Annotated in this window: 21 protein-coding genes and 1 riboswitch; of the genes, 16 read left to right on the top strand and 5 right to left on the bottom strand. The window is 63.4% G+C overall.

The genetic code is table 11. The annotated features are described in order from the left end of the window. Nucleotides 1–190 precede the first annotated feature (190 nt). The 3 genes from IC608_RS05715 to IC608_RS05725 all read left to right on the top strand — a co-directional run bounded on the left by IC608_RS05715 (nucleotide 191) and on the right by IC608_RS05725 (nucleotide 3206). Nucleotides 191–1153, top strand: a complete 963-nt coding sequence (locus IC608_RS05715; protein ID WP_191773815.1) for a tripartite tricarboxylate transporter substrate-binding protein — start codon at nucleotides 191–193, stop codon at nucleotides 1151–1153. Between the two features lie 75 nt (nucleotides 1154–1228). Further along, nucleotides 1229–1690 carry a tripartite tricarboxylate transporter TctB family protein gene (locus IC608_RS05720; RefSeq protein ID WP_191773402.1) on the top strand — a complete coding sequence of 154 codons (462 nt, stop codon included), beginning with the start codon at nucleotides 1229–1231 and terminating at the stop codon, nucleotides 1688–1690. A gap of 10 nt (nucleotides 1691–1700) precedes the next feature. Continuing rightward, nucleotides 1701–3206 (top strand): tripartite tricarboxylate transporter permease, encoded by a 1506-nt coding sequence (locus IC608_RS05725; protein ID WP_191773403.1) that lies wholly within the window; start codon nucleotides 1701–1703, stop codon nucleotides 3204–3206. A gap of 36 nt (nucleotides 3207–3242) precedes the next feature. Here the strand turns inward: IC608_RS05725 and crcB are convergent, their stop codons facing one another. Then, on the bottom strand, nucleotides 3243–3626 hold the full coding sequence (gene crcB / locus IC608_RS05730; protein WP_345890854.1) for a fluoride efflux transporter CrcB: 384 nt from the start codon (nucleotides 3624–3626) through the stop codon (nucleotides 3243–3245). 132 nt (nucleotides 3627–3758) lie between these two features. Here crcB and IC608_RS18300 point away from each other — a divergent pair, with 132 nt between their 5' ends. Further along, nucleotides 3759–3884, top strand: coding sequence for a hypothetical protein (locus IC608_RS18300; protein WP_282567931.1), 126 nt, complete (start codon nucleotides 3759–3761; stop codon nucleotides 3882–3884). Between the two features lie 15 nt (nucleotides 3885–3899). Here IC608_RS18300 and IC608_RS05735 read toward each other — a convergent pair whose 3' ends face one another. Then, the gene (locus IC608_RS05735; RefSeq protein ID WP_191773405.1) at nucleotides 3900–4814 is read right to left on the bottom strand and encodes a helix-turn-helix domain-containing protein; all 915 of its coding nucleotides are present in this window, start codon (nucleotides 4812–4814) and stop codon (nucleotides 3900–3902) included. A gap of 105 nt (nucleotides 4815–4919) precedes the next feature. Between IC608_RS05735 and IC608_RS05740 the strand changes: the two genes are divergently transcribed. The 7 genes from IC608_RS05740 (at nucleotide 4920) to IC608_RS05770 (ending at nucleotide 13066) form a co-directional block, all read left to right on the top strand. Next, complete coding sequence (locus tag IC608_RS05740; RefSeq protein ID WP_191773406.1) at nucleotides 4920–6194, top strand: ABC transporter substrate-binding protein; 1275 nt, start codon at nucleotides 4920–4922, stop codon at nucleotides 6192–6194. Nucleotides 6195–6289: 95 nt separating this feature from the next. Then, on the top strand, nucleotides 6290–7183 hold the full coding sequence (locus tag IC608_RS05745; RefSeq protein ID WP_248306170.1) for a carbohydrate ABC transporter permease: 894 nt from the start codon (nucleotides 6290–6292) through the stop codon (nucleotides 7181–7183). Next, nucleotides 7180–7992, top strand: a complete 813-nt coding sequence (locus IC608_RS05750) for a carbohydrate ABC transporter permease (RefSeq protein ID WP_191773407.1) — start codon at nucleotides 7180–7182, stop codon at nucleotides 7990–7992. Before IC608_RS05745 ends, IC608_RS05750 begins: the two co-directional genes overlap by 4 nt. An 11-nt stretch (nucleotides 7993–8003) precedes the next feature. After that, nucleotides 8004–9083 carry an ABC transporter ATP-binding protein gene (locus IC608_RS05755; RefSeq protein WP_191773408.1) on the top strand — a complete coding sequence of 360 codons (1080 nt, stop codon included), beginning with the start codon at nucleotides 8004–8006 and terminating at the stop codon, nucleotides 9081–9083. An 82-nt stretch (nucleotides 9084–9165) separates the two neighbouring features. Then, nucleotides 9166–11169, top strand: coding sequence for an aldo/keto reductase (locus IC608_RS05760; protein WP_191773409.1), 2004 nt, complete (start codon nucleotides 9166–9168; stop codon nucleotides 11167–11169). A gap of 197 nt (nucleotides 11170–11366) precedes the next feature. Further along, the gene (locus tag IC608_RS05765; protein ID WP_211200067.1) at nucleotides 11367–11876 is read left to right on the top strand and encodes a TetR-like C-terminal domain-containing protein; all 510 of its coding nucleotides are present in this window, start codon (nucleotides 11367–11369) and stop codon (nucleotides 11874–11876) included. Nucleotides 11877–11893: 17 nt separating this feature from the next. Then, nucleotides 11894–13066: an SGNH/GDSL hydrolase family protein gene (locus tag IC608_RS05770; protein ID WP_191773413.1), complete on the top strand. Its 1173-nt coding sequence runs from the start codon at nucleotides 11894–11896 to the stop codon at nucleotides 13064–13066. Nucleotides 13067–13187: 121 nt separating this feature from the next. Here the strand turns inward: IC608_RS05770 and IC608_RS05775 are convergent, their stop codons facing one another. The 3 genes from IC608_RS05775 to IC608_RS05785 are packed head-to-tail and all read right to left on the bottom strand — an operon-like array spanning nucleotide 13188 to nucleotide 15722. Continuing rightward, entirely contained in the window at nucleotides 13188–13301 is a 114-nt protein-coding gene (locus IC608_RS05775; protein WP_191773415.1) for a DUF2474 family protein, read from the bottom strand. Next, a complete protein-coding gene (gene cydB / locus IC608_RS05780) occupies nucleotides 13301–14305 on the bottom strand; it encodes a cytochrome d ubiquinol oxidase subunit II (protein ID WP_191773417.1) in 1005 nt (334 codons plus the stop codon). The genes IC608_RS05775 and cydB overlap by 1 nt, the downstream gene beginning before the upstream one ends. Continuing rightward, the gene (locus tag IC608_RS05785; protein ID WP_191773419.1) at nucleotides 14295–15722 is read right to left on the bottom strand and encodes a cytochrome ubiquinol oxidase subunit I; all 1428 of its coding nucleotides are present in this window, start codon (nucleotides 15720–15722) and stop codon (nucleotides 14295–14297) included. The genes cydB and IC608_RS05785 overlap by 11 nt, the downstream gene beginning before the upstream one ends. A 260-nt stretch (nucleotides 15723–15982) precedes the next feature. After that, nucleotides 15983–16127: riboswitch (FMN riboswitch) on the top strand. Nucleotides 16128–16231: 104 nt separating this feature from the next. On the opposite strand from IC608_RS05785, the gene IC608_RS05790 reads away from it, so the two are divergent. The 5 genes from IC608_RS05790 to iolE all read left to right on the top strand — a co-directional run bounded on the left by IC608_RS05790 (nucleotide 16232) and on the right by iolE (nucleotide 23413). After that, complete coding sequence (locus tag IC608_RS05790; protein WP_191773421.1) at nucleotides 16232–17194, top strand: DMT family transporter; 963 nt, start codon at nucleotides 16232–16234, stop codon at nucleotides 17192–17194. Nucleotides 17195–17296: 102 nt separating this feature from the next. Beyond that, complete coding sequence (locus tag IC608_RS05795) at nucleotides 17297–18118, top strand: MurR/RpiR family transcriptional regulator (RefSeq protein WP_191773423.1); 822 nt, start codon at nucleotides 17297–17299, stop codon at nucleotides 18116–18118. Between the two features lie 48 nt (nucleotides 18119–18166). Further along, nucleotides 18167–20107: a bifunctional 5-dehydro-2-deoxygluconokinase/5-dehydro-2-deoxyphosphogluconate aldolase gene (locus IC608_RS05800; RefSeq protein WP_191773424.1), complete on the top strand. Its 1941-nt coding sequence runs from the start codon at nucleotides 18167–18169 to the stop codon at nucleotides 20105–20107. Between the two features lie 301 nt (nucleotides 20108–20408). After that, a complete protein-coding gene (iolD, locus tag IC608_RS05805; RefSeq protein ID WP_191773425.1) occupies nucleotides 20409–22256 on the top strand; it encodes a 3D-(3,5/4)-trihydroxycyclohexane-1,2-dione acylhydrolase (decyclizing) in 1848 nt (615 codons plus the stop codon). Between the two features lie 239 nt (nucleotides 22257–22495). Beyond that, entirely contained in the window at nucleotides 22496–23413 is a 918-nt protein-coding gene (gene iolE / locus IC608_RS05810; RefSeq protein WP_191773426.1) for a myo-inosose-2 dehydratase, read from the top strand. Nucleotides 23414–23558 lie beyond the last annotated feature (145 nt).

The following is a 23558-nucleotide window of genomic DNA, read 5'->3' on the forward strand; positions in this document are numbered from 1 at the left end:
GGCAAGTTTCCGCCTGACACAGCCACTCCATGAGCAATTTTTTGCCAAAAGGATTAACATACGACCCCGAAGACGCATAGCAGCATTGCATTTTTCGGTTGGCACGCCGCTTGCAAGCCTTCTTGTGCAGCCCGGACAAACCGGAGCCCTTTCCTGGGAGGACATAATAGTGAAAAAATTCTCGACCCTTATGCTTGCGGTACTTGCCGCCGGAAGCGCGTTCACCTCCGTTTCTGCCTTCGCGCAGGATTATCCCACTCAGCCGATCACCATCGTGGTTCCGTTCTCCGCCGGTGGTCCTACCGACACTGTCACCCGGCTGGTTGCCGCTGCCATGAGCGAGGATCTCGGTCAGCAGGTGGTGGTGCAGAACGTCGGCGGCGCCGGCGGGACGCTTGGCGCGGGCCAAGTTGCTGCCGCAAACCCGGATGGCTACACCCTGCTGTTGCACCACATCGGCATGTCGACCGCCCCTGCCCTTTATGCCAGCCTGCCGTTCGATCCGATGAAGGACTTCGAGCCGATCGGCCTGGTCACGGAAGTGCCGATGACCATCGTGGCGCGCAAGGATTTCCAGCCGGAGACGCTGGAAGACCTCATCGCCTACGTCAAGGAAAACGGCGAGAACGTCACCTACGCCAACGCCGGCATCGGCGCTGCCAGCCAGCTTTGCGGCCTTCTCTTCATGGACGCCCTCGACGTCAAGATGACCGAAGTCCCCTACCAGGGTACCGGACCGGCGATGACGGACCTCCTCGGGGGCCAGATCGACATGATGTGCGACCAGACCACCAACACCACCAGCCAGATCAAGGCCGGCGAGATCAAGGCATACGCCGTGACCACGCCAGAGCGCATTGCCGTGCTCCCCGACGTTCCGACGCTGGCCGAAGGCGGGCTGGAGAACTTCAACCTGGCCATCTGGCACGGCCTCTACGCGCCGGCGGGCACCGACAAGGCCATTATTGAGCGCCTGACGAAATCGCTTCAGACGGCACTGGCCGATGAAAATGTGGGGAACAGCTTCGCTGAACTCGGCACCTATCCTGTCCCAGCAGACCAGGCCACCCCGGAAGCGTTGGCGCAGAAACTCGAGGGGCAGATCGGCCTCTGGGGTGAGGTGATCAAGGCGGCCGGCGTTTCGGCTCAGTAAGGCCAGCCGATCGTTGGCAGACCCCCGGCGTCGCTGACGCCGGGGGTCTTGCGGGAAAACAGGGGGAGGAATGCGATGGCCTTTTCAGTATCGCGGAATGATGTGGCTTCGGGAGCGATCTTCGTCGCCTTCGGCGCCTACTTCGTCTTGGAAGCTACGAAATACGAGTTCGGGACGCCCTTCAGGATGGGCCCAGGCTTCATGCCTATTGTCCTGGGCGGCATCCTCATCGTGTTGGGGCTCGCTGTCGCCGCCAAGGGCTTCGCCCACGCCGACACCGAAGAAGCAGTGCCATGGCCGTGGCGTGGACTGGTAATGGTGTTGGGCACAATCGTGTTCTTCGCAGCGACAATCCGCGGGCTTGGCTTCATCCCCGTCGTTCTGATCTCCGGCTTCGTCACAGCGCTCTCCAGCGCCCGCAATAATCCTCTTTCGGCGCTCGCGGTCTCCGTCGGCCTGTGCGTCCTCTGCTACGCAATTTTCGTTGTCGGCCTCGGCATGATCGTGCCGCTCTTCGGCCCCTGGCTCCCGCTCTGAGGCACGCGCAATGGACCTTTTCTCCTCTCTTGGCCTCGGCTTTTCCGTTGCCCTCGATCCGTTCAACGTCTTCTACTGTTTCGTAGGCGTTCTCCTTGGGACATTGGTGGGTGTGCTGCCGGGGATCGGGCCGACGGCCACGATCGCCATGCTTCTGCCAATAACGTTCAGCCTGAACCCAGAGACAGCGCTGATCATGCTCGCGGGCATCTACTATGGCGCGCAATATGGCGGCTCGACCACCGCCATCCTGATCAATTTGCCGGGCGAGTCGTCGGCGGCAGTGACAGCCATCGATGGCTACCAGATGGCCCGCCAGGGTCGCGCCGGCCCGGCCCTTGCGGCTGCGGCCCTCGGCTCCTTCTTCGCCGGCTCCGTGGCGACCTTCCTGCTGGCCGCGTTTGCCCCGCCATTGGCGCGGGCCGCCCTGAGCTTCGGATCGCCTGAATACTTCTCCCTCATCGTCCTGGGCCTGCTTGTGTCCATTGCGCTTGCGCACGGATCGATCCTCAAGGCCCTGGCGATGATCGTGCTGGGCCTGCTGCTCGGCATGGTGGGGCAGGATATCTATACCGGGACGCCTCGGTTCACGTTCGGGCTGCGCGAACTGTTTGGTGGTCTCAATTTCGTTGCCCTGGCGGTCGGCGTGTTCGGCATCGCCGAAATCCTGCGCAATCTGGAGAATGAGCGGGAACGCGAGGTGGGCGTCAAGGCAGTCAAGAACCTGTGGCTGACGCGGGACGACTTCCGCCGCATCGCCGCTCCGGTGCTTCGAGGCACGGTGATCGGATCGCTTCTGGGCATTCTTCCGGGCGGCGGCCACATCCTCTCCGCCTTCGCGTCCTATTCCGCAGAAAAGCGTCTCTCCAAGCATCCGGAGCAGTTCGGCAAGGGCGCGATCGAGGGCGTTGCCGGACCTGAGTCTGCGAACAATGCCGCAGCGCAGACGTCCTTCATTCCGCTGATGACGCTCGGTATCCCGGCGCACCCGGTCATGGCGCTGATGATTGGAGCCTTCATCCTCCAGGGCATCACCCCTGGCCCCAACGTCATCAACGAACAGCCGGCACTGTTCTGGGGCATCATCGCGTCCATGTGGGTCGGCAACCTGCTCCTGGTTATCCTGAACCTGCCGCTGGTCGGGTTGTGGGTAAAGATGCTGTCCATCCCCTACCGCGTCCTGTTCCCCGCGATCGTGCTGTTCGCCTGTATCGGCACGTTGTCGATCAACCAGAACATCTTTGACATCTACGCCATCGCCTTCTTCGGCCTCGTGGGCTACCTGCTGATCCGCTTCGGATGCGAGCCGGCCCCGCTGCTCCTCGGTTTTGTGCTGGGGCCACTGCTGGAAGAGCATTTGCGGCGCGCGATGATCATCTCGCGGGGCGACCCCATGGTGTTCGTGGAGCGTCCGATCTCGGCGGCGCTTCTGGCGCTGGCCCTGGCGGCCGTACTGATCGCCGTGCTGCCCAACATCCGCAGGAAGCGCCAGGAAGTCTTTGTAGAGGACGACTGATCAATCTGCAAGGGGGCAGCCACGCTGCCTCCTGGCTCACTGGGCACCCAGCAGCATCCGAGTAAGGGCCACACCGGCAATGAAGGCAGCGATGCCGCCGGCCACCGAGAGCGTCAGGTAAAAAATGGCCATCAGCCATTCCTGACGCTCGATCATGCCCATCGCATCGAGCGTGAAGGTGGAAAACGTCGTAAAGCCTCCGAGGACGCCGGTTGTGAGAAACAGGCGCGTTGACTGAGGCAAGCCCGCGCGTGCCGCGAAAAGCTCCATTAGCACGGCCATCGCGAAGGAGCCGACGAGGTTGACCGTCAAGGTGCCGAAGGGGAAGTTCAGTCCCCACATCCGGGCGGTCAAAACGTTGGTGCCGTGGCGCAACGCGCCACCAAGGCCGGCACCCAAAAATACAAGCACATAGGCCACAGTACTCACCTTCCGTTCCGCCTTGTACCGAGGCCGTAGAGGCGTGGCAGCAGGCGGGACGAACAATTTGGTGGTTTCTGCAACCATTTCAAGGGCTTTTGCATTCCTCAGCCACCATCAAGGAGGCAAATCATGCGCTATGGCGAAAAGACCGGTCTGGAATTCATCGAGGGCTTCGCGATGCTCGCCGGCGCCGTTTGGATCATGGGCGCAGCGTTCGCCATCGCGCTGGCGTGGCTTGGTCACGGCCGGGTCTGACTTCACAGAAACATATCAGATACGTTGCACCGCTTCCGGCGCCCGGGCCGGAGGCGTGACGGCCGGCCTGCAGCGCACTTCACGCCTGAAATCGCTTGGTGAGGTCCCAGCGACCTTACGAAATGACTTGTTGAAAGCCGAGAGAGAACCGAAGCCACTATCCATCGCGACTTGCAGAACGTTCGAGTCCTCGCGCATGAGAAGAGCCTGCGCGTAAGAGAGACGCATGAGGTTGACGTAGTCGTTCAGCGTCATCCCGGTGAACTTCTTAAAGACCGTCATCGCGTATTTGGGATGGACGCCCGCGGCCACCGCGATGTCGGTCGAATCGATATCCTCGCGAAAATTGTCAGCGATGTATTCGCAGATGCGGACCACGACTGGTGAGGTGTGGTGGTCGAACTCTGCACTATCCCGCACGAGCCCTGGGTCTGGCAGCAGCAAGAACGGATCAAAGCGGATCCGCTCGAGACGCAGAAGCAGTTCATCCACCGCCAGATTCGCTTTCATCGCGTCTCCGGCCCGAGCGTACTCGTTCCATCGCGCGAAATTGACCGGGTCAGAGGCGTCCGTCGCCCGCGACAGGAGGGTCGCGCCCTGCATGAGCCGCGCTTGCAGTTCCGAGGGCAGACGCAAACGGAAAAAATGCACCAGGGGAAGATGCCCGCCGGTGTAGAGCAGATCTTCCGAGCAGTCGTCGAGCCAGTGCGGCAGCCCGCCCCAGAAAAGGGCGAGATCGCCGGCCTGAAACGTTGCCTCGTGCCCACTCATGCGATAATGCGCCCAGCCGCGAACGATGTAGTTGACCTCAACCTGGGCGTGCCAATGCGGGGCCCGCATGACCAGCGGGGTGGCGTGGAACATCGACAGTTCCGTCGGCAAGCGCTCAACACCGTTGGCTGCCGGCTCATAATAGGCGCGTGGTGCCATCTTACTTTCCGCCAATTTCACATGCCCAATGAGAGTGACGGCCCTAACTGGTCAGATAGCTTAGGGAGCGCTCAGAGGAAGAGCAAATGAAAAGGGAGGAACTTCATGAACCGCATTGTTTCGCGGCATAATCGCCTGCTGGGCGTGGCGCTTGCTGGCATCAGCCTGGTGAGCGTTGCCGCCGCATCGGCCGGCGAGATTTCGGTCTGGGTTTGGGACAAGGCCTTCAACGGCGACACCATGCGCGAGGCCGGTGAAATCTATACCAAAGATCACCCGGACACGACCTTCAACGTCGACGACACCGCGAGCCAGGACGACATCCGGGCCAAGCTGCAGACGCAATTGCTGGCCGGCAGCACCGAGGGGCTGCCCGACATCGTCCTTATCCAGGATGACGTTGCCCAGAAATACCTGCAGTCCTTCCCCGGCGCGTTCGAGCCGCTTTCGGATTCGGTCGATATGTCCGTCTTCGCGCCCTACAAGGTAGCCGCCGCGACCTTTGACGGAAAATCTTACTCCATTCCGTTCGACTCTGGCGTAACCGGGCTCTTCTACCGTTCCGACTACCTCGAAGAAGCCGGCTTTACGCCGGAAGATCTCGAGAACATCACCTGGGACCGATTGATCGAGATCGGCCAGACCATCAAGGAGAAGACCGGGCACCAGCTTCTCGACCTCGACCTCAATGACACCGGCCTTATCCGCATGATGATGCAGTCGGCCGGCGAGTGGTACTTCAACGAGGATGGCAGCCTCAACATCACCGACAACGCCGCCCTCAAGAAGGCGCTCGAGACCTACGCCAAGTTCTACCAGGCGGACCTCGTCAAGCCGGTATCCGGTTGGGCTGAATACACAGGCGCCTTCACCTCTGGCGAAGTTGCCATGGTGCCCGTCGGTGTCTGGATCACGGCGACAATCAAGGCCAATGCCGACCAATCCGGCAAGTGGGGCGTCGCGCCCATCCCGCGCATGGACCTCGAAGGCTCCGTCAACGCCTCCAACCAAGGCGGCTCGAGTTGGTACCTGCTGTCCTCCTCGGACAACAAGGAGGAAGCCATCGACTTCTTCAAGACCGTGTGGGCCGGCAACGAGGATTTCTACCAGGACATCCTGATCAAGCGCGGCGCCGTGGGATCGCTGCTGTCGGCGCGGGAAGGCGAGGCCTACAAGGCAACGGACGAGTTCTTCGGCGGTCAGCCCGTGTGGCAGAACTTCTCCACCTGGCTGGGACAGATCCCCAGCGTCGACTACGGCACCTTCACGGCTGAAGTTGACGCGGCCGTGGCGTCGCAGCTGCCAGGCATCATCCAGGGCGGCGACATCGACGCGGCTCTCCAGGCGGTCAGCGACCAGGCTCAGCAGCAGATGCAGTAATCGGGCGGGGAGCGGGCAAACCGCTCCCTCCATCCGGGCGCAATAGCGCCCGGACCCTACTGGCCTTGACATTGCAACACTGGGGAGGGTGGCATTTGGCACAGGCGCGTCTGGAGCGCAAAGAGCAGATAAACGGCTGGGCATTCGTCGCCCCTGCCCTCGTGCTGCTCGGACTTTTCATGATCTATCCGATCGTCTGGTCGCTCTGGATGAGCTTCCAGGTCGGCAAAGGCATGAACCTCAGTTTTGGCGGCTTCGCCAACATCATCCGCCTCACCAAGGACCCGGTGTTTCTCCGGGCGCTCGGCAACACCTTCACGTTCTTCATCGTGCAGGTGCCGATCATGATCGTGCTCGCGCTGCTGTTCGCGGTGGCGCTGAACGATGCCACTCTCAGGTTCCGCGGGCTGTTCCGGACCGCGATTTTCGTGCCCTGCGTCACCTCGCTGATTGCATACTCCACTGTCTTCAAGTCGATGTTCGCCACCGATGGCATCATCAACCAGACCCTGATGGCGTTGCACCTCATCAGCGGGCCGATCTCGTGGTTCGGCGATCCGTTCTGGGCGAAGGTGGCCATTATCATCGCCATCACCTGGCGCTGGACCGGCTACAACATGATCTTCTACCTGGCCGCCCTCCAGAACATCGACCGCTCCATCTACGAGGCAGCACGGATCGATGGCGTACCGGCCTGGGCGCGCTTTCGCTACCTGACCATTCCCATGCTGAAGCCTGTCATCCTGTTCACAACCGTGGTTTCCACCATCGGCACGCTGCAACTGTTCGACGAGGTCTACAACTTCACCGCGGGAACGGGTGGCCCTTCTGATTCCACAGTTACGCTCTCGCTTTACATCTATAACCTCACGTTCAAGTTCATGCCGAGTTTCGGCTACTCGGCCACTGTCTCTTGGGTGATCGTGCTGGTGGTCGCCGTGCTGAGCTTCCTACAGTTCCTTGTTGCTCGTGACCGGAGGCGCGCATGACCTGGGCAGTTTTCCGGCGTGCGCTCGTCTATGTGCTCCTCAGCATTGCGGCCTTCGTGTCGGTGTTTCCCTTCTTCTGGATGATTATCGGCGCGACGAACACGTCGGCCGACATCATTCGCGGCAAGACCAGCATTGGCGGCGCCTTGCTGACCAATGCAGCGACCTTCTTCACGCAGGTCGACGCACCGCGCATCTTCTTCAACTCGGCCTTCATCGCCATCGTCGGCACGGTACTGACGCTGATCATCTCGTCCCTGGCCGGCTACGGCTTCGAGATGTTCCGGTCGCGCTTCCGGGAGCGCATCTTCGCCCTGCTGCTGCTGCTGCTGTCCATCCCCTTCGCGGCGATGATGGTGCCCCTCTTCGTGATGTTCTCCCAGGCCAAGCTGGTGAACACCTACGTGGCGGTGATCGCCCCGACGGTGGCGTCGATCTTCATCATCTTCTACTTCCGGCAGGCGACGAAGGCGTTTCCGCGCGAGCTTCGGGATGCAGCCCGCATCGACGGGCTCAGCGAGTGGCAAATCTTCCTCTACGTGTATCTGCCTGTCATGCGGTCCACCTATGCCGCTGCCACGATCATCGTCTTCATGGCCAACTGGAATAACTACCTCTGGCCGCTGATCGTGCTGCAGACGGCCGACAACAAGACCATCACGCTCATCCTGTCGGCCCTCACCTCTGCCTATACGCCAGACTACGGGATGCTCCTGTTCGGAACCGTCCTGGCCACGCTTCCCACACTCGTCATTTTCTTCGTGCTCCAGCGCCGCTTCGTCGAAGGCATGCTGGGCGCGGTCAAATAAGGTCAAGCAACATGAGCAGCCTCAAGCTAAGCGGTGTGCGCAAGTCCTACGGCGCAGTGGAAGTCATCAAGGGCGTGGACCTCGACATCGAGTCCAAAGAGTTCGTTGTTTTCGTCGGACCTTCCGGCTGCGGAAAATCCACCCTGCTCCGCATGATCGCAGGACTGGAAGAAATCACTGCGGGCGAACTGGACATTGGCGGCAAGCGCATGAATGGCGTCGACCCCTCCAAGCGCGGCATTGCGATGGTGTTCCAGTCCTATGCACTTTATCCGCACATGACAGTGCGCGAGAACATGGGTTTTGCGCTGCGGTTCGCGAAGGTCCCCAAGGAGCAGATTGAGCGGCAGGTGCTCGAAGCCGCCCGCATTCTCGCGCTTGACCCTTTGCTGGACCGATTCCCCAAGGAGCTCTCCGGCGGCCAGCGCCAGCGCGTAGCCATCGGGCGGGCGATCGTGCGGCAACCGGAAGTCTTCCTCTTCGACGAGCCGCTCTCCAACCTCGATGCCGAATTGCGCGTGCACATGCGCATCGAGATCGCGCGGCTGCACAAGGAATTGCAGGCGACCATCATCTATGTGACCCACGACCAGGTCGAGGCCATGACCCTGGCCGACAAGATCGTGGTGCTGCGGGACGGGGTGATCGAGCAGGTGGGCAAGCCGCTCGAGCTTTACGACAACCCTGCGAACCAGTTCGTCGCCGGCTTCATCGGTTCGCCCAAGATGAATTTCCTGCCAGCGCGGATCGTGCAGAAGGACGCAGGGACGGCGGTCATCGAACTGGTGCATCACGAGGGCGTCCGGCTCAGCCTGCCGCTGGCCGGCGGTGCTGTTGGCGATCTGGTGACTCTGGGAATTCGGCCGGAGCACTTCGGGCTGCCGGGTGAAGGCGCCGCCGATATGACGCTGGAGGTGGACGTTGCCGAGCATCTTGGCTCCACCAGCTATGTGTATGCGCGCGCGGCAGGCGAACCCATCATCATCGAACGAGAAGAGAGCCGCGATCAGGGCGATCAGGAGCGGATAACCGTCTCCGTCGATCCCTCGCGGACATACCTCTTCGACCAGGCAGGCCAGCGCATTCGCTAACACCGCCTCATCATCTTCCAATCACCCTGAGGAGCCGGCGGCTCCTTGGCGACATTCAGCTTCGACCAACAAGGACTACGTCATGTCTCAAAAAATCCGCTGGGGCATCATTGGCCCCGGTAGCATCGCCAAAGCGTTTCGCGATGGCGTGAAACAGGCCGAGCATGGGGAACTGGTCGCCATCGCGACCCGCAATCCGGGAAAGCCCGGGCTTGCGGAGGAGTTTCCCGGCGCCCGGATACTGGACGGGTACGAGAGCCTCCTCGCCGACAAAGACGTCGACGCCGTCTACATCGCGGTGCCGCACACCTTGCACGCCGAGTGGGCCATCAAGGCGGCCGAGGCCGGCAAACACGTGCTGGTTGAAAAGCCGCTGGCGCTTTCCGAGCATGAGGAAGACGCCGTGTTCCATGCCCACAAAAAAGCCGGAACCTTCGCTGGTGAAGCGTTCATGTATCGGCTGCACCCGCAGACGGCCCAGCTGATCGACCTGATCAACTCCGGCGCCATCGGCGAGGTGCGGATGATCCAGTCGAGCTTCGGCTTCAACATGGGCAGGTTCCAGCCGCAACATCGGCTTTTTGCTTCCGCCCTGGCGGGCGGCGGTATCATGGACGTTGGTGGCTATCCGGTTTCTATGGCCCGGCTCGTTGCCGGCGTCATCAGCGGCAAGCCATTCGCTGATCCGGTCAAGGTCTCGGGCACAGCGCGCCTCAACGCTGAAGGCACGGATGACTGCGCCGCGGCCATTCTGACGTTCGAGAACGGTCTGATCGCCGAGGTGTCTTGCGCCGTCATGGCCAATCTGGACAACGTGCTGCGGATCCATGGCTCGGAGGGACGCATTGAAGTTCCGGACTTCTGGTTTGCCGGGGGCAACCGTGACCAGGGGCTCGGCAAGATCGACATCGTCAAGGGCGGCAAGACGGAAACGGTCAGCGTCAACGAGACGGCGCACGTTTATTCCTTCGAGGCCGAGGCTGCGTCCCTGGCCATCATCGAGGGCCGCAGCGAGTTTTCCGCGCCGGGCATGACCTGGGCGGACAGCAAGGGCAATGCCCGGGTGCTGGATGCCTGGCGGCGCGACGCCGGTATCGAGTTCTCCGTCGAAACCTACCAGAACCGGACCAAGACCCTGGACAACCGGACCCTCGGGCCGAACGAGGGCGTCATTCCCAAGCGCTCCATTCCAGGGCTGGGCAAGCAGGCTTCAGCGGTGGCCCTCGGCTTTGAAGATTTCAGAACCTTCGCCTCGGGCGCCATCCTGCTCGATGCGTTCTGGGAGCGCGGGGGCAACATCTTTGACACCGCTTTCGTCTATGGCGCCGGCTACACCGAGAAGCTCTTCGGCCAGTGGCAGAAGAGCCGGGGCGTGCGTGAGCAGGCTGTCCTGATCGGCAAGGGCGCGCATTCGCCCCTGGTCTACCCGGATGTGATCGGCAAGCAGCTGACGCAGTCTCTCGACCGGTTGCAAACCGACTATGTCGACATCTACTTCATGCACCGCGACAATACCGACGTTCCCGTTGGCGAGTTCGTGGATGCCATGGATGCCGAAGTCAAAGCGGGGCGCATACGCGGTCCGTTCGGGGGATCGAACTGGACCAAGGAGCGCATGGACGAGGCGATCGCCTATGCCGAGCGCGCCGGCAAGACCAAACCGATGGCGCTAAGCAACAACTTTGCGCTGGCCGAGATGCTGGAGCCGATCTGGGCGGGTTGCGTGACCGCGGCGACGCCGGACTTCAAGCAGTGGCTGATCGATCGGCAGGTGACCAATTTCTCGTGGTCGAGCCAGGCGCGGGGCTTCTTTACCGATCGGGCCGGGCGCGACAAGACGGAGAACGAGGAACTCGTAAGGTGTTGGTATAATGAGCAAAATTTCGGTCGTCGCGACCGGGCAATCCAGCTTGGCAAGGAACTCGGGCATTCCCCGATCCATATTGCGCTGGCCTATGTGCTTGCCCAGCCCTTCCCCAGCGTGCCGCTGATCGGTCCACGGCGGCTGGAGGAACTGGAAGACAGTCTCAAGGCGTTCGACATAAAGCTCACGCCCCAACAGGTGTCGTGGCTCGAGAACGGCTAGCAGACTGCTAACGCTGGCAATGACGTAAGACGCGAGAATGCGAAGGCCCTGGTGAAAATCCGGGGCCTTCACATTTTACAACTTGCCATACACGCCTTCTGCTTGTAGGCAAAAACCTAAAGATATTAGGTTTTGTGATGCGAGCAGGTCTGACTCGAGAGCGGCTTATCGCGGCCGGGGCTGAATTGGCGGACGCGGTGGCTTTCGAGCAAGTCACCCTGTCGGCGTTGGCGCGACAGTTCGGGGTGCAGGTTGCGAGCCTTTATTCGCACCTGGAAAATTCTGAAGCTCTTCGCGTGGGGATCGCCCTCGTGGCGCTCGACCGCCTGGCTGATCGCGCTGCCGAGGCGGTGGCCGGACGGTCCGGGCGGGATGCCCTAGTTGCACTGGGCAATGCTCACCGTGACTTCGCCCATGCTCATCCCGGACTGTTCACGGCGGCGCGAATGGATCTGCCTCCGGAGCTGGCCGCGCGCAGCGGTGGCGTGCGGGTGGCGCAGATGACGCGGGCGATGCTGCGTGGCTACGACCTGCCGGAGGCCGAGGAGGTCCATGCGGTTCGCCTGCTGGGGAGCGTATTCCTTGGCTTTGCGACGCTGGAGCGGAGCGGCAGTTTCGGGCACAGCGGCCCTGACCCCGGGCTCTCGTGGCAACAGGGCCTGTCGGCCCTGGATGCCATGCTGCGCCATTGGCCGACGGCCTCCTGATCTGAGAGTTTTTCGTGATGACAAGATTATCCTGGGCGTCCAAGCCCGTCGCCACGGCGCTTGTTCATGGCGCGTCGCATTTCGAGCGTACAGCGGCCGGGCTGGTCGTGCATCGCGTGCCGGAATGGGCGCGGCGGCAGGCGGCTGATCCGCAGCTGAATCTCGTGGAGAGCCAGCCAGCCGGCGTTCGGCTGGCGTTCGACACCGAGGCGACGACGATCGCCTTGGAGGCCATCGCCACGCGACGCAGCTATGTCGGCGCCCCGCCGACCGCGCCAGGGGTGTACGATCTGCTGGTCAACGGCGAATTGGCTGGGCAGGCCAGCCTCGGCGGTGGCCGGACGCTTGTCATCGACATGATGAACGGCACGTCCCGACTGGAGGATGGCCCGGCCGATACGCTGGTCTTCGACCTGCCACGGGGGGCGAAGCGGGTGGAGCTCTGGCTGCCGCACAACGAGCAGGTAGAAGTTCTCGGCCTTGCTGCGGATGCGCCCCCGCATCCGGTGGCGGCGCCCGTGGCGAGGCGATGGCTGCATCATGGGAGTTCCATCAGCCACGGCTCGAACGCGGCCCATCCCACCGGCATCTGGCCGGCGGTGGCGGCGGCGCGCGCCGGGCTGCACCTGACCAATCTGGGGCTGGGCGGCAGCGCCATGGTGGATCCCTTCATGGCGCGGATGATCCGGGACATGCCGGCCGACCTCATCAGCCTCAAGCTCGGGATCAACGTGGTGAACGGCGACATGATGAGCCGGCGCAGTTTTCGGACTGCCGTGCATGGCTTTCTCGATACGATCCGCGACGGACACGCCACGACGCCCATCGTGCTGGTCTCGCCCATCTATTGCCCGATCCATGAAGAGACGCCCGGCCCCGCGGCACCGGATTTCGAGGCGTTCGCGCGCGGCGAAGTGCGGTTCGTGGCGGCGGGCGACCCAGCATCGACTGCGCGCGGCAAACTCGCGCTGCGCCAGGTGCGCGAGGAACTGGAACACATCGTCGCCGTGCGTGGAGACGGCCGACTGCTCTATCTCGACGGGCTTTCGCTCTATGGCCCGGAGGATGAAGTCACTTTGCCGCTCCCCGACAATCTTCACCCGGACGCGGCAACGCACCGGTTGATGGGAGAACGGTTCGCGACGCATCCGGTAACGGAAGCCGCGCTGGGCATGATGGGCTGGCGATAGGCTGGTGTCGGACCACGCTCATGCGGCGGCGCTGGAAAGACCGCATGGTTCGACAGGCTCACCATGAGGTCATTCCCGCCGCGTGGAGAATCGACCCGGGCAACGGGAGATCGAGCAGCGCTCAGGGCGCGAGGAATAGCCGGATGACCAGGCCGACGATCGTGACAGCAGCGACGCCGCCGACCCAGAGGGCGACGAACCAGCCTATCTGCCGGACGCGGGGATGATCGGCCATCAGTGATAGCCCTCCTCCGGGTCGATCTTGCCGCGGAACACCCAATAGGCATAGCCGGTGTAGGCGAGGATGGTCGGCACCAGCACGGCGGCCCCGACGAGCAGGAAGGCAAGCGAGCTTTCGGGCGCGGCGGACTCCGCGATCGTCAAGGCGCCGGGGACCATGTAGGGATAGAAGCTGATCCCCAGCCCGGCGAAGGAGAGGACGAACAGGCCCAGGGCGGCAAGGAATGGCTGCAGGTGCTTGTCGGTCGTCAGTCCGTGCCAGAGGGCAAAGGCGCACGCCGCAAGAAGCGTGGGGACGAAGGCCGAGAAGAAGGCCGTCGGCCAGCGGAACCAGCGCTCAAAATAGATTTCGTTGATGAACGGGCTCCAGAGGGAGACCACCCCGATCAGCACCAGGGTGGCGCCGCCGGCAACCATGGCTATGCGACGGGCGCGAGCCTGGATTTCCCCGGAAGTCTTGAGGTTGAGCCAGGTGGCGCCGAGCAGCGCATAGCCGACCGTCACTGCCAGCCCGGTGAGGATCGAGAACGGGCTCAGCCAATCCCACCAGCCGCCGGCGTATGAACGGTCGGCAATCCGGATGCCCTGGACCAGGGCACCGAGCGCGATCCCCTGCATCAGCGCGGCCAGCGTCGACCCCACGAAGAAGCCGACGTCCCACCAGATCGACCCGCGCTGGGTGCGCCAGCGAAATTCGAAGGCAACCCCGCGGAACACAAGGCCGAGCAGCATGACGATGATGGGCATGTAGAGCGCGGGCAGAACGGTGGCGTAGACGACCGGGAACACGGCCATGAGGCCGCCACCGCCCAGGACCAGCCAGGTCTCGTTGCCGTCCCAGACGGGGGCGATGGAGTTGGTCATCACGTCACGGTCATGCCGCTTGGGGAACAGTGGGAACAGGATGCCGACCCCAAGGTCGAAGCCATCGAGGATGACATAGGCAAGAACGGCAAAGGCGATGATGCCGGCCCAGACAGTCGGAAGATCAAACGGCATCGGTCTCTCCTCCCGCTCGGATGGTGTCTTCCTGCGCCGGGCCGGGATTGATGCCAGCGGCACGATGTGGACCGCGATCGAGTTCGTGATCCTCATCGAGGATGGGCGGCCGGCGGAACAGGCGGAAGAGGTAGAAGACCCCTGCCCCGAACACCAGGAAATAGACCACGACGAAGGCCACGAGCGATGTTCCCACCGCCGGGGCGTCGACCGGCGAGAGGCTCTCGGAGGTGCGGAGAAAGCCATAGACGGTGTAGGGCTGTCGGCCGACCTCCGTGGTGTACCAGCCGGCGAGCACGGCGACGAAGCCCGAGGGGCCCATGGCCAGGGCCGCGCGATGCAGCCAGCCATTGGTGTAGAGCGATTTGCGCCAGCGGGCCCAGAGCGACCACAGGCCGATGCCCAGCATCAGGAAGCCGAGGCCCACCATGACGCGGAAAGCGAAGAACGGGATCAGCACCGGCGGCCGGGCGTCGGGCGGAAAATCCTTGAGACCCTGCAGCGGCGCGTTGAGATCGTGCTTGAGGATGAGGGAACTGAGCTTGGGAATCTCCAGCGCGTAGTCCATGCGCTCGGCGGCCTCGTTGGGAATGCCGAACAGGATCAGCGGGGCGCCATCGGGGTGGCTCTCGAAATGGCCCTCCATGGCGGCAATCTTGGCCGGCTGGTGCTCGAGCGTATTGAGACCGTGCTGGTCACCCACGAATATCTGGATGGGGGTGACGATCGCCGCCATCCACATCGCCATGGAGAACATTATGCGCGCCTGGCGATTGCTGCGGTCCTTCAACAGGTGCCACGCTCCCACGGCACCGACGGCAAAGGCCGTGGTGAGGAAGGCCGCGAGGACCGTGTGCGTCACGCGGTAGGGGAAGGAGGGATTGAAGATGATGGCCCACCAATCCTCCGGGATGAAGATGCCATCGTCGTTGATCGAGAAGCCGGCGGGCGTCTGCATCCAGCTATTGGCGGAGGTGATCCAGGTCGCCGAGATCAGCGTGCCGATGGCCACCATGGCCACCGCGACCATGTGCAGGCCATCGCCCACCCGCTTGCGCCCAAACAGGGCAATGCCGAGGAAACCGGCTTCGAGGAAGAAGGCGGTCAGCACTTCGTAGCCCATGAGGGGCCCGACAACGGCGCCGGCCTTGTCGGAGAACACGGCCCAGTTGGTGCCGAACTGGTAGCTCATAACGATGCCGGAGACGACGCCCATGCCGAAGGTGACGGCAAAGATCGTCTTCCAGTATTCGAAGAGCTTGAGATAGGCCGGATCGCGCTTCCAGAGCCAGAGCGCGTTCAGCACCGCGAGATAGCTCGCCGTGCCGATGGAAAAGGCGGGGAAGATGAAGTGAAAGGACACGGTGAAGGCGAACTGGATACGCGCCAAGAGTTCAGCCGTCTGCCCGAAGTCCATCTCTGGTGCCTTCCCTGTTTCCTGCGCCGCTGGCTAAAACCCGATCAAACTATAGACCAGGCCGCGCCAGAAGTCTTAGCGCCGGATGGAATGGTGCCGGGAGGACGCAGTTGGTCGCTGTGCCGAAATACCGCACTGGCAGCAACGCCTTGCAACGGTACCGGCACAGCGGTGTTCCGACGGGCGGCGGTTATACACCTGTGCTTACTTGCACCGACAAGTCCCGTGGCCTATTTTGAGCGCGTGGCAGGACACCTGTCACATGTTCTCAGGGCGGGGTGAAATTCCCCACCGGCGGTAAAGGCAGCGATGCCAAGCCCGCGAGCGCCCTCGCCTGGCGAGGGGTCAGCAGATCCGGTGCAATTCCGGAGCCGACGGTTAGAGTCCGGATGAAAGAGAACGGGATGAGCACGCCCTGGCCGGCGTGCACCCGCCTATATTTGCGGGTGCCTTTTCGGCCGGTCGTCTCCCCGTAACCCTGAGGAAACTGGTTACGGAAAGGACGACAGATGAACCAGATTTCCTCGACGACCTCAAACGCCACCACCGGCGCCTTCTTCATGCTGGCGGCGAGCCTGGCCTTTGCCGGCACGAACACGCTGCAATCGGTGTTGCCGTGGCAATTCGGCATGAGTTCCACCGGCATGGCCTTCTGGCAATACGTCATCGCTTCGGTGCTGGCGCTGCCGATGATCCTGCGCATCGGGCTGGCGAACCTGCGCACGCGCCACCCGCTGGTGCACGAAATCCGCGCCTTTGTGTCGGCGCTGGGCGTGCACGTGTTCGTCTATGGCTTTGCGGCCGGCGTGCCGATCTGGCAGATGGTGACGCTGCTCGCGACGGGGCCGCTGTTCATCATCCTGGGGTCGACGATGTTCCTGGGGGAGCGCGTGTCGGGTGCGCGCCTGCTGGCAGCCCTTGTCGGGTTCGTGGGCGCCATTATCGTATCGGGCGTGGGCGTGGAGGGGCTGACCTGGCACACCGCGGTGCCCGTGTTGGCGGCGGCGCTATGGGCGACCACTGACGTGCTGACCAAATATCTGGCGCGGGAAGAAACGGCGGAAACGATGACGCTGTCCCTCCTGGTGCTGGTGACACCGAACCATTTGGCCATCCTGTTGCTGGTGAACGCCTTGGGCTGGCTGGCGCCGAGCCTTTTGCCGGCGGGCCTCGCGACGGGTTTTCCATTCGCGCTGCCGGGCGGGATGGGGCTGGTGCTGCTGGTGCTGCTCGGCGCGCTCACCGCCGCGGCGCAGTACCTGCTGGCCTTCGCCTACCGCAAGGCCGACGCGGCGTATCTGCAGCCGTTCGGCGATCTCAAGGTGCCGCTGAGCGGGATGGTGGGATGGATCGCGCTGGGCCAGGTGCCTTCGGTGTGGTTCTGGCCGGGGGCGGCGATGATCGTGGCGGCCTCGACGTTCATCTTCTGGGTGGAAGGACGGGGTCGGGTGCGGCGGATGGCAACGGCCTGACGCTTTCGCCGGCGATCGGCTTTTCAGCCCCGGGGCGCTGCGCTAAACCTGCCGTTCCATTTCTGGAATGCGCCTTCCATCGGGCGCCGCGGGAGAAGGGCAATGGACGCACCGGCCGATTTCGAAGCACTGCGCGCGCAAATTCTCGAGCGGCGCGCGCAGTTGCCCAAGCGCCTGATGCAGGTGGCAACCTTTGCCCTCGACCACCCCGACGACATCGCCTTCGGTACCGCCGCGAGCATTGCCGTCGCGGCGCAGGTGCAGCCTTCAACGCTGGTGCGCTTCGCCCAGGGTTTCGGGTTCGACGGCTTTTCCGGGCTGCAGCAGGTGTTTCGCGCCCGGCTGCGGGAGCGCAATTCCAGCTATGAGGAACGGCTGCGCAAGCTCGAGGAGGGAGGCGCGACGCTGACCGAAAGCGGCACCATCCTCAACAGCTTCGTGGCGGCGGCGCATGGCAGCCTCGATACGCTGAGCGCGCAGATCGACGCACGAACGTTCGAGCAGGCGGTGACGCTGCTCGCGGGGGCGGAGACCATCTATCTCATCGCGCGTCGACGGTCGTTTCCGATCACCACATACATGGCCTACGCCTTCGGGAAATTGCGGGTGCGGTGCCAATTGGTGGCGACCGTCGCGGGAATCGAGGAGGACGTGCTGGCGCTGGCAACGCCGCGCGACGCAGCCTTTGCAGTGAGCTTTTCGCCTTATGCCGCCGAAAGCGCAAACCAGGCGCGGCTCCTGGCGGGCAATGGCGTGCCGGTGGTGTCGCTGACCGACTCGGCGTTTTCGCCGCTGGTGGAGTGCTCGAAGGTGTGGTTCGAGTTGGCCGAGGCCGACCATGCGGGCTTTCGCTCGCTCTCGGCCAGCATGGCGCTCGCCATGGGCCTGACGGTCTCCGTGGCGGAGAAGCGGCGGCGCGGCTGACATTCCACTGATAGAATTTTCGTTCCATATTGCACCCTCCCGGAACCTATGTTTCATAGGTGCCAGCACAAGGAGACTGCTTTGAGCGCGCAGACGACACGTTCGCTGGACGTCATCACCATCGGCCGGGCCTCGGTGGATCTTTACGGCCAGCAGATCGGGACCCGGCTCGAGGATGTCGGCAGCTTTGCCAAGTCGGTCGGCGGATGCCCCACCAATATTGCAGTCGGCACTGCGCGACTGGGCCTCAAATCGGCGCTGATCACCCGTGTGGGCAACGAGCAGATGGGGCGGTTCATCCGCGAGCAGCTCGAGCGCGAAGGCGTCGAGACGCGCGGCGTCGCCACCGATCCGACGCGATTGACGGCGTTAGTGCTGCTGTCGGTCGAGAACGACAAATCATTTCCGCTGATCTTCTACCGCGACAACTGCGCCGACTCGGCTCTCGACGAAGAAGACATCGACCCCGATTTCATCCGCACGGCGCAGGCCGTGTTGGTCACCGGAACGCATTTTGCCAAGCCGAACTCGGACAAGGCGCAGCGCAAGGCAATGCGGCTTGCCAAGGAAAACGGCGGCAAGGTGGTGTTCGACATCGATTACCGGCCGAACCTCTGGGGCCTGGCGGGCCACGACGCGGGCGATAGCCGCTATATTGCTTCGGACGAGGTTTCGGCGCACCTGAAGACCGTTCTGCCCGAGTGCGACCTTATCGTGGGCACCGAGGAAGAAGTGCTGATCGCTGCGGGCGGCGACGATATCCATGCGGCGCTGAGGACGATCCGGTCGCTCTCGCCTGCCGTCATCGTGCTCAAACGCGGACCGATGGGCTGCATCGTCTATGACGGCCCGATCCCGGACGATCTTGAAGACGGGATCGTGGGCAAGGGCTTTCCCATCGAGGTCTACAATGTGCTGGGCGCGGGTGACGCATTCATGAGCGGGTTCCTGCGCGGCTGGCTGCGCGGGGAACCGCACACCACGAGCGCCACCTGGGCCAATGCCTGTGGCGCCTTCGCGGTGTCGCGCCTGCTCTGCGCGCCGGAAATTCCGACCTGGACCGAGCTGACCTACTTCCTCGAAAACGGCAGCAAGGAGCGGGCGCTGCGCAAGGACGCGGCGATCAACCATGTGCATTGGGCGACGACGCGGCGGCGCGTGATTCCCAGATTGATGGCGCTGGCTATTGATCATCGCAGCCAGCTCGAAGACATGGCCAGCGGCGATGCGCAGAAGCTGGCCCGCATTGCCGACTTCAAGGTGCTTGCCGTCAAGGCGGCGGCCCAGGTGGCGGATGGGCGCGACGGCTTCGGCATGCTGCTGGACGACAAGTATGGGCGCGACGCGCTCTATGCCGCCAGCGCGCTCAAGGATTTCTGGATCGGCAAGCCGATCGAATTGCCCGGCTCGCGGCCCTTGCAGTTCGAGTTTTCGCAGGATCTGGGGTCGCGGCTGGTCGAATGGCCGGTGGACCATTGCATCAAGGTGCTGTGCTTCTTCCATCCCGACGATGCGGACGATCTGCGAAAAACGCAGATCGCAAAGCTCGGCGCCGCGTTCGATGCGGCGCGCAAGGTCGGGCGCGAGCTGCTGATCGAGATCATCGCCAGCAAGAATGGGGCGGTGGGCGACGATACGGTGGCCCGGGCGATGCGCGAAATCTATGCCACGGGGATCAAGCCCGACTGGTGGAAGCTGGAGGCGCAGCCGAGTGCGGCGGCGTGGGGACAGATTGATGCCGCGATCGTAGAGCACGATCCGTACTGCAGGGGCGTGGTGCTGCTGGGGCTCGATGCGCCACAGGCGGAGCTGGAGACGGGCTTTGCTATCGCCAAGACGGCAAAGTCGGTGAAGGGCTTTGCGGTGGGGCGGACGATCTTCGGCGATGCCGCGCGGGCCTGGCTGGACGGGCGGATGAGCGATGACGAAGCGGTGGCGCAGATGGCCGAGCGGTTTGGCGCGCTGGTGAAGGTTTGGGAAGAGAGCTGAGGGCGCGGTGGGCCCTTGGGCACGGTGATGCTTGGGGTTCGGGGTAACAAGGCAGGTATCGAGCCTGAGGCGCACCCCCACCCGGCCTCCCCCGTCGAGGGGGAGGAGTCGCATCGGAGTTGGGGCGCTGAAGGTGGCCGACACGCCGATAGGACTCCCTCCCCCTTGCGGGGAGGCTGGGGTGGGGGGTGAAGGAACTGGATTTGAAGACCTGATTGCTGGTGCGACCGATGCGAATTGCCGGTGCACTAGGGCGAAGGCCCACTGAGTGGGAAATGTTGGTTTCGATGAGGACGCGGCAATGAGCCAGAAGACTGTTCGATTGACGATGGCGCAGGCCGTGGCGCGGTTCATGACGGCGCAGATGACGGTGATCGACGGCGAGACCGTTCCGATCTTCGGCGGGTTCTGGGCCATTTTCGGGCATGGCAACGTGGCCGGGATCGGCGAGGCGCTGCATGGCGTCAAGGACACACTGCCGACCTATCGTGGGCAAAACGAGCAGAGCATGGCCCATGCGGCCATCGGCTACGCCAAGGCCAGTTTCCGGCGGCGGTTCATGGCGTGCACCACCTCCATCGGACCGGGGGCGCTCAATATGGTGACTGCGGCCGCCCTGGCGCATGTGAACCGCATTCCGGTGCTGCTGCTGCCCGGCGACGTGTTTGCCAACCGGCTGCCCGACCCTGTGCTGCAGCAGGTGGAAAGCTTTGGCGATGGCACCGTTTCGGCTAACGACTGCTTCCGTCCCGTCAGCCGCTATTTCGACCGTATTACGCGGCCCGAGCAGATCATCCCGGCCCTGCGCCGCGCCATGCAGGTTTTGACCGACCCGGCCGAGTGCGGCCCGGTGACCCTGTCGCTCTGCCAGGACGTGCAGGCCGAGGCCTACGACTACCCCGAGAGCTTCTTTGCCCAAAAAGTGTGGGTGCCGCGCCGGATTATGCCCGATGCGGACGAGTTCGCCGAGGCCGCAGCCGCGATCAAACTAGCCAAGAAGCCCGTCATCATCGCCGGTGGCGGCGTGCTCTATTCGGAAGCCAGCGAGGCGCTTTCCGAATTTTCCCAGGCGCACGGCATACCGGTGATGGAAACCCAGGCGGGGAAAAGCTCCCTGCCCCATGCCCATCGGCTCAACATGGGCAGCGTAGGCGTCACCGGATCATCGGCCTCGAACCTGCTGGCGGAAGAGGCCGACGTGGTGTTGGCCGTGGGAACGCGGCTGCAGGACTTTACCACCGGATCCTGGGCGCTGTTCCAGAACCCAGACCTCAAGATCGTCGGCCTCAATGTGCAGGTGTTCGACGCCATGAAGCACAATGCGCTGCCGCTGGTGGCCGATGCGCGCGTCGGGCTGGAAGCGCTGGATGCGGCCCTGACGGGTTGGCAGGTTGATTCCGCCTGGACCGACAAGGCTTTGACTGCAAAGGACATCTGGATCGGTGAGGCCGATGAGGCGCGCGCCGCATCCAATGTCGAACTGCCCTCGGATGGCCAAGTCATCGGTGCGGTGCAGCGCGGCCGAACCAAGGCAACGCTGGTGTGCGCTTCGGGCGGCCTGCCGGGTGAATTGCACAAGCTCTGGCGCGCCGATGGGCCCGGCAGCTATCACCTCGACTACGGCTTTTCGACCATGGGCTACGAGATCGCCGGTGGGGTGGGTGTTGCACTGGCCAGGCCCGATGAGGACGTGGTCGTCATGGTCGGCGACGGCTCGTATCTCATGATGAACTCGGAGATCGTCTCGGCTGCGATGATGGGCCTGCGCCTCACCATCGTGGTGCTCGACAATGCGGGCTATGGCTGCATCAACCGGCTGCAGATGGCGACCGGGGGAGCCAATTTCAACAATCTCTTCCGCGACACCTACCACGTGAACCTGCCCAATGTGGACTTTGCAGCGCACGCTGCGGCGATGGGCGCAACGGCGAAGAAGGTGGCTTCGGTGAGCGAACTCGAGACGGCACTGGCCGAAAGCGAAGGCGCGGCGGGGGTGCATGTGTTCGTGATCGATACCGACCCGCTGATCACCACAGAAGCCGGTGGGCACTGGTGGGACGTGGCGGTGCCGGAAGTCAGTGAGCGGCCACAGGTGAACGCGGCGCGCGAGGCCTATGTGAAAGCGCTGAAGGCGCAGCGGGCGGGGTAGGACTGGGCTTGACGCTGGCGTCACCACCGGGCTTGTCCCGGTGGTCCATGCGGGGACGCGGCTGCGTTGTGAGATCGACTGCCGGAACAGGGTTTCCCGCTTTCGCGGGAATGAAACTGTGGAAATGGGAATGACACCGTGGGGGCTGAATGACGCCCTGCAAAATGTTCTCGGTGAGCCGTGACGATGATGCCCCGCGTGAATGAGAAAGATAGGCGCGTTGGCGCCGGGAGAGAGCAATGAAGGCCAAGCTTGGCATGTCGCCCATCGCGTGGTGGAACGACGATCTGGTGGAACTGAGCGACGACGTCTCGCTCGAAGAGTGCCTGCGGCAGTCGCGCTCGGCCGGGTTCACCGGCATGGAAAAGGGACGGCGCTTTCCCGACGATCCGGAGGTGATGCTGCCGATCCTGCGGGCGGCCGACGTGACGCTGTGCGGCGGCTGGTTTTCCGGCACGCTGGTGGATGAGGAGCTTGCTGCCAACAAGGACCGTATTGCCCCGATGATCGAGCTCTTCAAGGCTGTCGATGCGCCGTGCATCGTCTATGGCGAGGTGGGCCGGTCGATCCAGGGCAAGCGCGAGGTGCCGCTGGCGCGAAAGCCGAAGCTCTCGGACGACGAGATGAAGGCTTATGCCAGGAAGGTCACCGAATTCGGCGAGTGGTGCGCCGAGCAGGGCATGCCGCTGAGCTATCATCACCATATGGCGGCGGTAGTGGAGACCGAGGCGGAACTAGACGCCTTCATGGCGGCATCGGGCGCGGGCATCCCGCTCCTGCTCGATGCGGGGCACCTGGCGTTTGCCGGCGGCGACGTGCTGCGAGCCATCGACAAGCATCACGCGCGGATCAACCACGTGCACGTCAAGGACATCCGGCAGGCGGTTGTCGACGGGCTCGATCGGACCAAGCAGAGTTTCCTCGATGCCGTGGCGCTCGGGGCCTTTACGGTGCCGGGGGATGGGTCGCTCGACTTCGGCGCCATCGTGCAGCGGCTGGCAGACCATGGCTACGAGGGCTGGTTCGTGGTGGAAGCCGAACAGGACCCGAAGAAAAACCCGCCGCTCAAAATGGCGCAAGTGGGCCATGCCGAATTGATGCGCGTGATGAACGCAGCAGGATATACGGTTGAGACGCAGGGGTTTCCGAAGGGGTGAGTTTTCCGCCGGACGTGCTAGACACGTCTCAAGAGCAGTGACGGCTTGACCCCTCATTACCCGGCGCGTCCGGGTGGCAGTGGCCACGAAGCCTTGGGGCGAGATGGATTGCCGGGACACGCCCGGCCATGGCGCCGGCGACTGC

Origin of the sequence: Devosia oryzisoli (assembly GCF_014837245.1) — a bacterium.
Lineage (GTDB): Bacteria > Pseudomonadota > Alphaproteobacteria > Rhizobiales > Devosiaceae > Devosia > Devosia oryzisoli.

Excerpts from the sequence above, each read along its gene's own strand:
- IC608_RS05715 (WP_191773815.1), top strand. The coding sequence starts at position 191 with ATGCTTGCGGTACTTGCCGCCGGAAGCGCGTTCACCTCCGTTTCTGCC.
- IC608_RS05720 (WP_191773402.1), top strand. The coding sequence starts at position 1,229 with ATGGCCTTTTCAGTATCGCGGAATGATGTGGCTTCGGGAGCGATCTTC.
- IC608_RS05725 (WP_191773403.1), top strand. The coding sequence starts at position 1,701 with ATGGACCTTTTCTCCTCTCTTGGCCTCGGCTTTTCCGTTGCCCTCGAT.
- IC608_RS18300 (WP_282567931.1), top strand. The coding sequence starts at position 3,759 with ATGCGCTATGGCGAAAAGACCGGTCTGGAATTCATCGAGGGCTTCGCG.
- IC608_RS05735 (WP_191773405.1), bottom strand. The coding sequence starts at position 4,814 with ATGGCACCACGCGCCTATTATGAGCCGGCAGCCAACGGTGTTGAGCGC.
- IC608_RS05740 (WP_191773406.1), top strand. The coding sequence starts at position 4,920 with ATGAACCGCATTGTTTCGCGGCATAATCGCCTGCTGGGCGTGGCGCTT.
- IC608_RS05750 (WP_191773407.1), top strand. The coding sequence starts at position 7,180 with ATGACCTGGGCAGTTTTCCGGCGTGCGCTCGTCTATGTGCTCCTCAGC.
- IC608_RS05755 (WP_191773408.1), top strand. The coding sequence starts at position 8,004 with ATGAGCAGCCTCAAGCTAAGCGGTGTGCGCAAGTCCTACGGCGCAGTG.
- IC608_RS05760 (WP_191773409.1), top strand. The coding sequence starts at position 9,166 with ATGTCTCAAAAAATCCGCTGGGGCATCATTGGCCCCGGTAGCATCGCC.
- IC608_RS05770 (WP_191773413.1), top strand. The coding sequence starts at position 11,894 with ATGACAAGATTATCCTGGGCGTCCAAGCCCGTCGCCACGGCGCTTGTT.
- IC608_RS05775 (WP_191773415.1), bottom strand. The coding sequence starts at position 13,301 with ATGGCCGATCATCCCCGCGTCCGGCAGATAGGCTGGTTCGTCGCCCTC.
- cydB (WP_191773417.1), bottom strand. The coding sequence starts at position 14,305 with ATGCCGTTTGATCTTCCGACTGTCTGGGCCGGCATCATCGCCTTTGCC.
- IC608_RS05785 (WP_191773419.1), bottom strand. The coding sequence starts at position 15,722 with ATGGACTTCGGGCAGACGGCTGAACTCTTGGCGCGTATCCAGTTCGCC.
- IC608_RS05790 (WP_191773421.1), top strand. The coding sequence starts at position 16,232 with ATGAACCAGATTTCCTCGACGACCTCAAACGCCACCACCGGCGCCTTC.
- IC608_RS05795 (WP_191773423.1), top strand. The coding sequence starts at position 17,297 with ATGGACGCACCGGCCGATTTCGAAGCACTGCGCGCGCAAATTCTCGAG.
- IC608_RS05800 (WP_191773424.1), top strand. The coding sequence starts at position 18,167 with ATGTTTCATAGGTGCCAGCACAAGGAGACTGCTTTGAGCGCGCAGACG.
- iolD (WP_191773425.1), top strand. The coding sequence starts at position 20,409 with ATGAGCCAGAAGACTGTTCGATTGACGATGGCGCAGGCCGTGGCGCGG.
- iolE (WP_191773426.1), top strand. The coding sequence starts at position 22,496 with ATGAAGGCCAAGCTTGGCATGTCGCCCATCGCGTGGTGGAACGACGAT.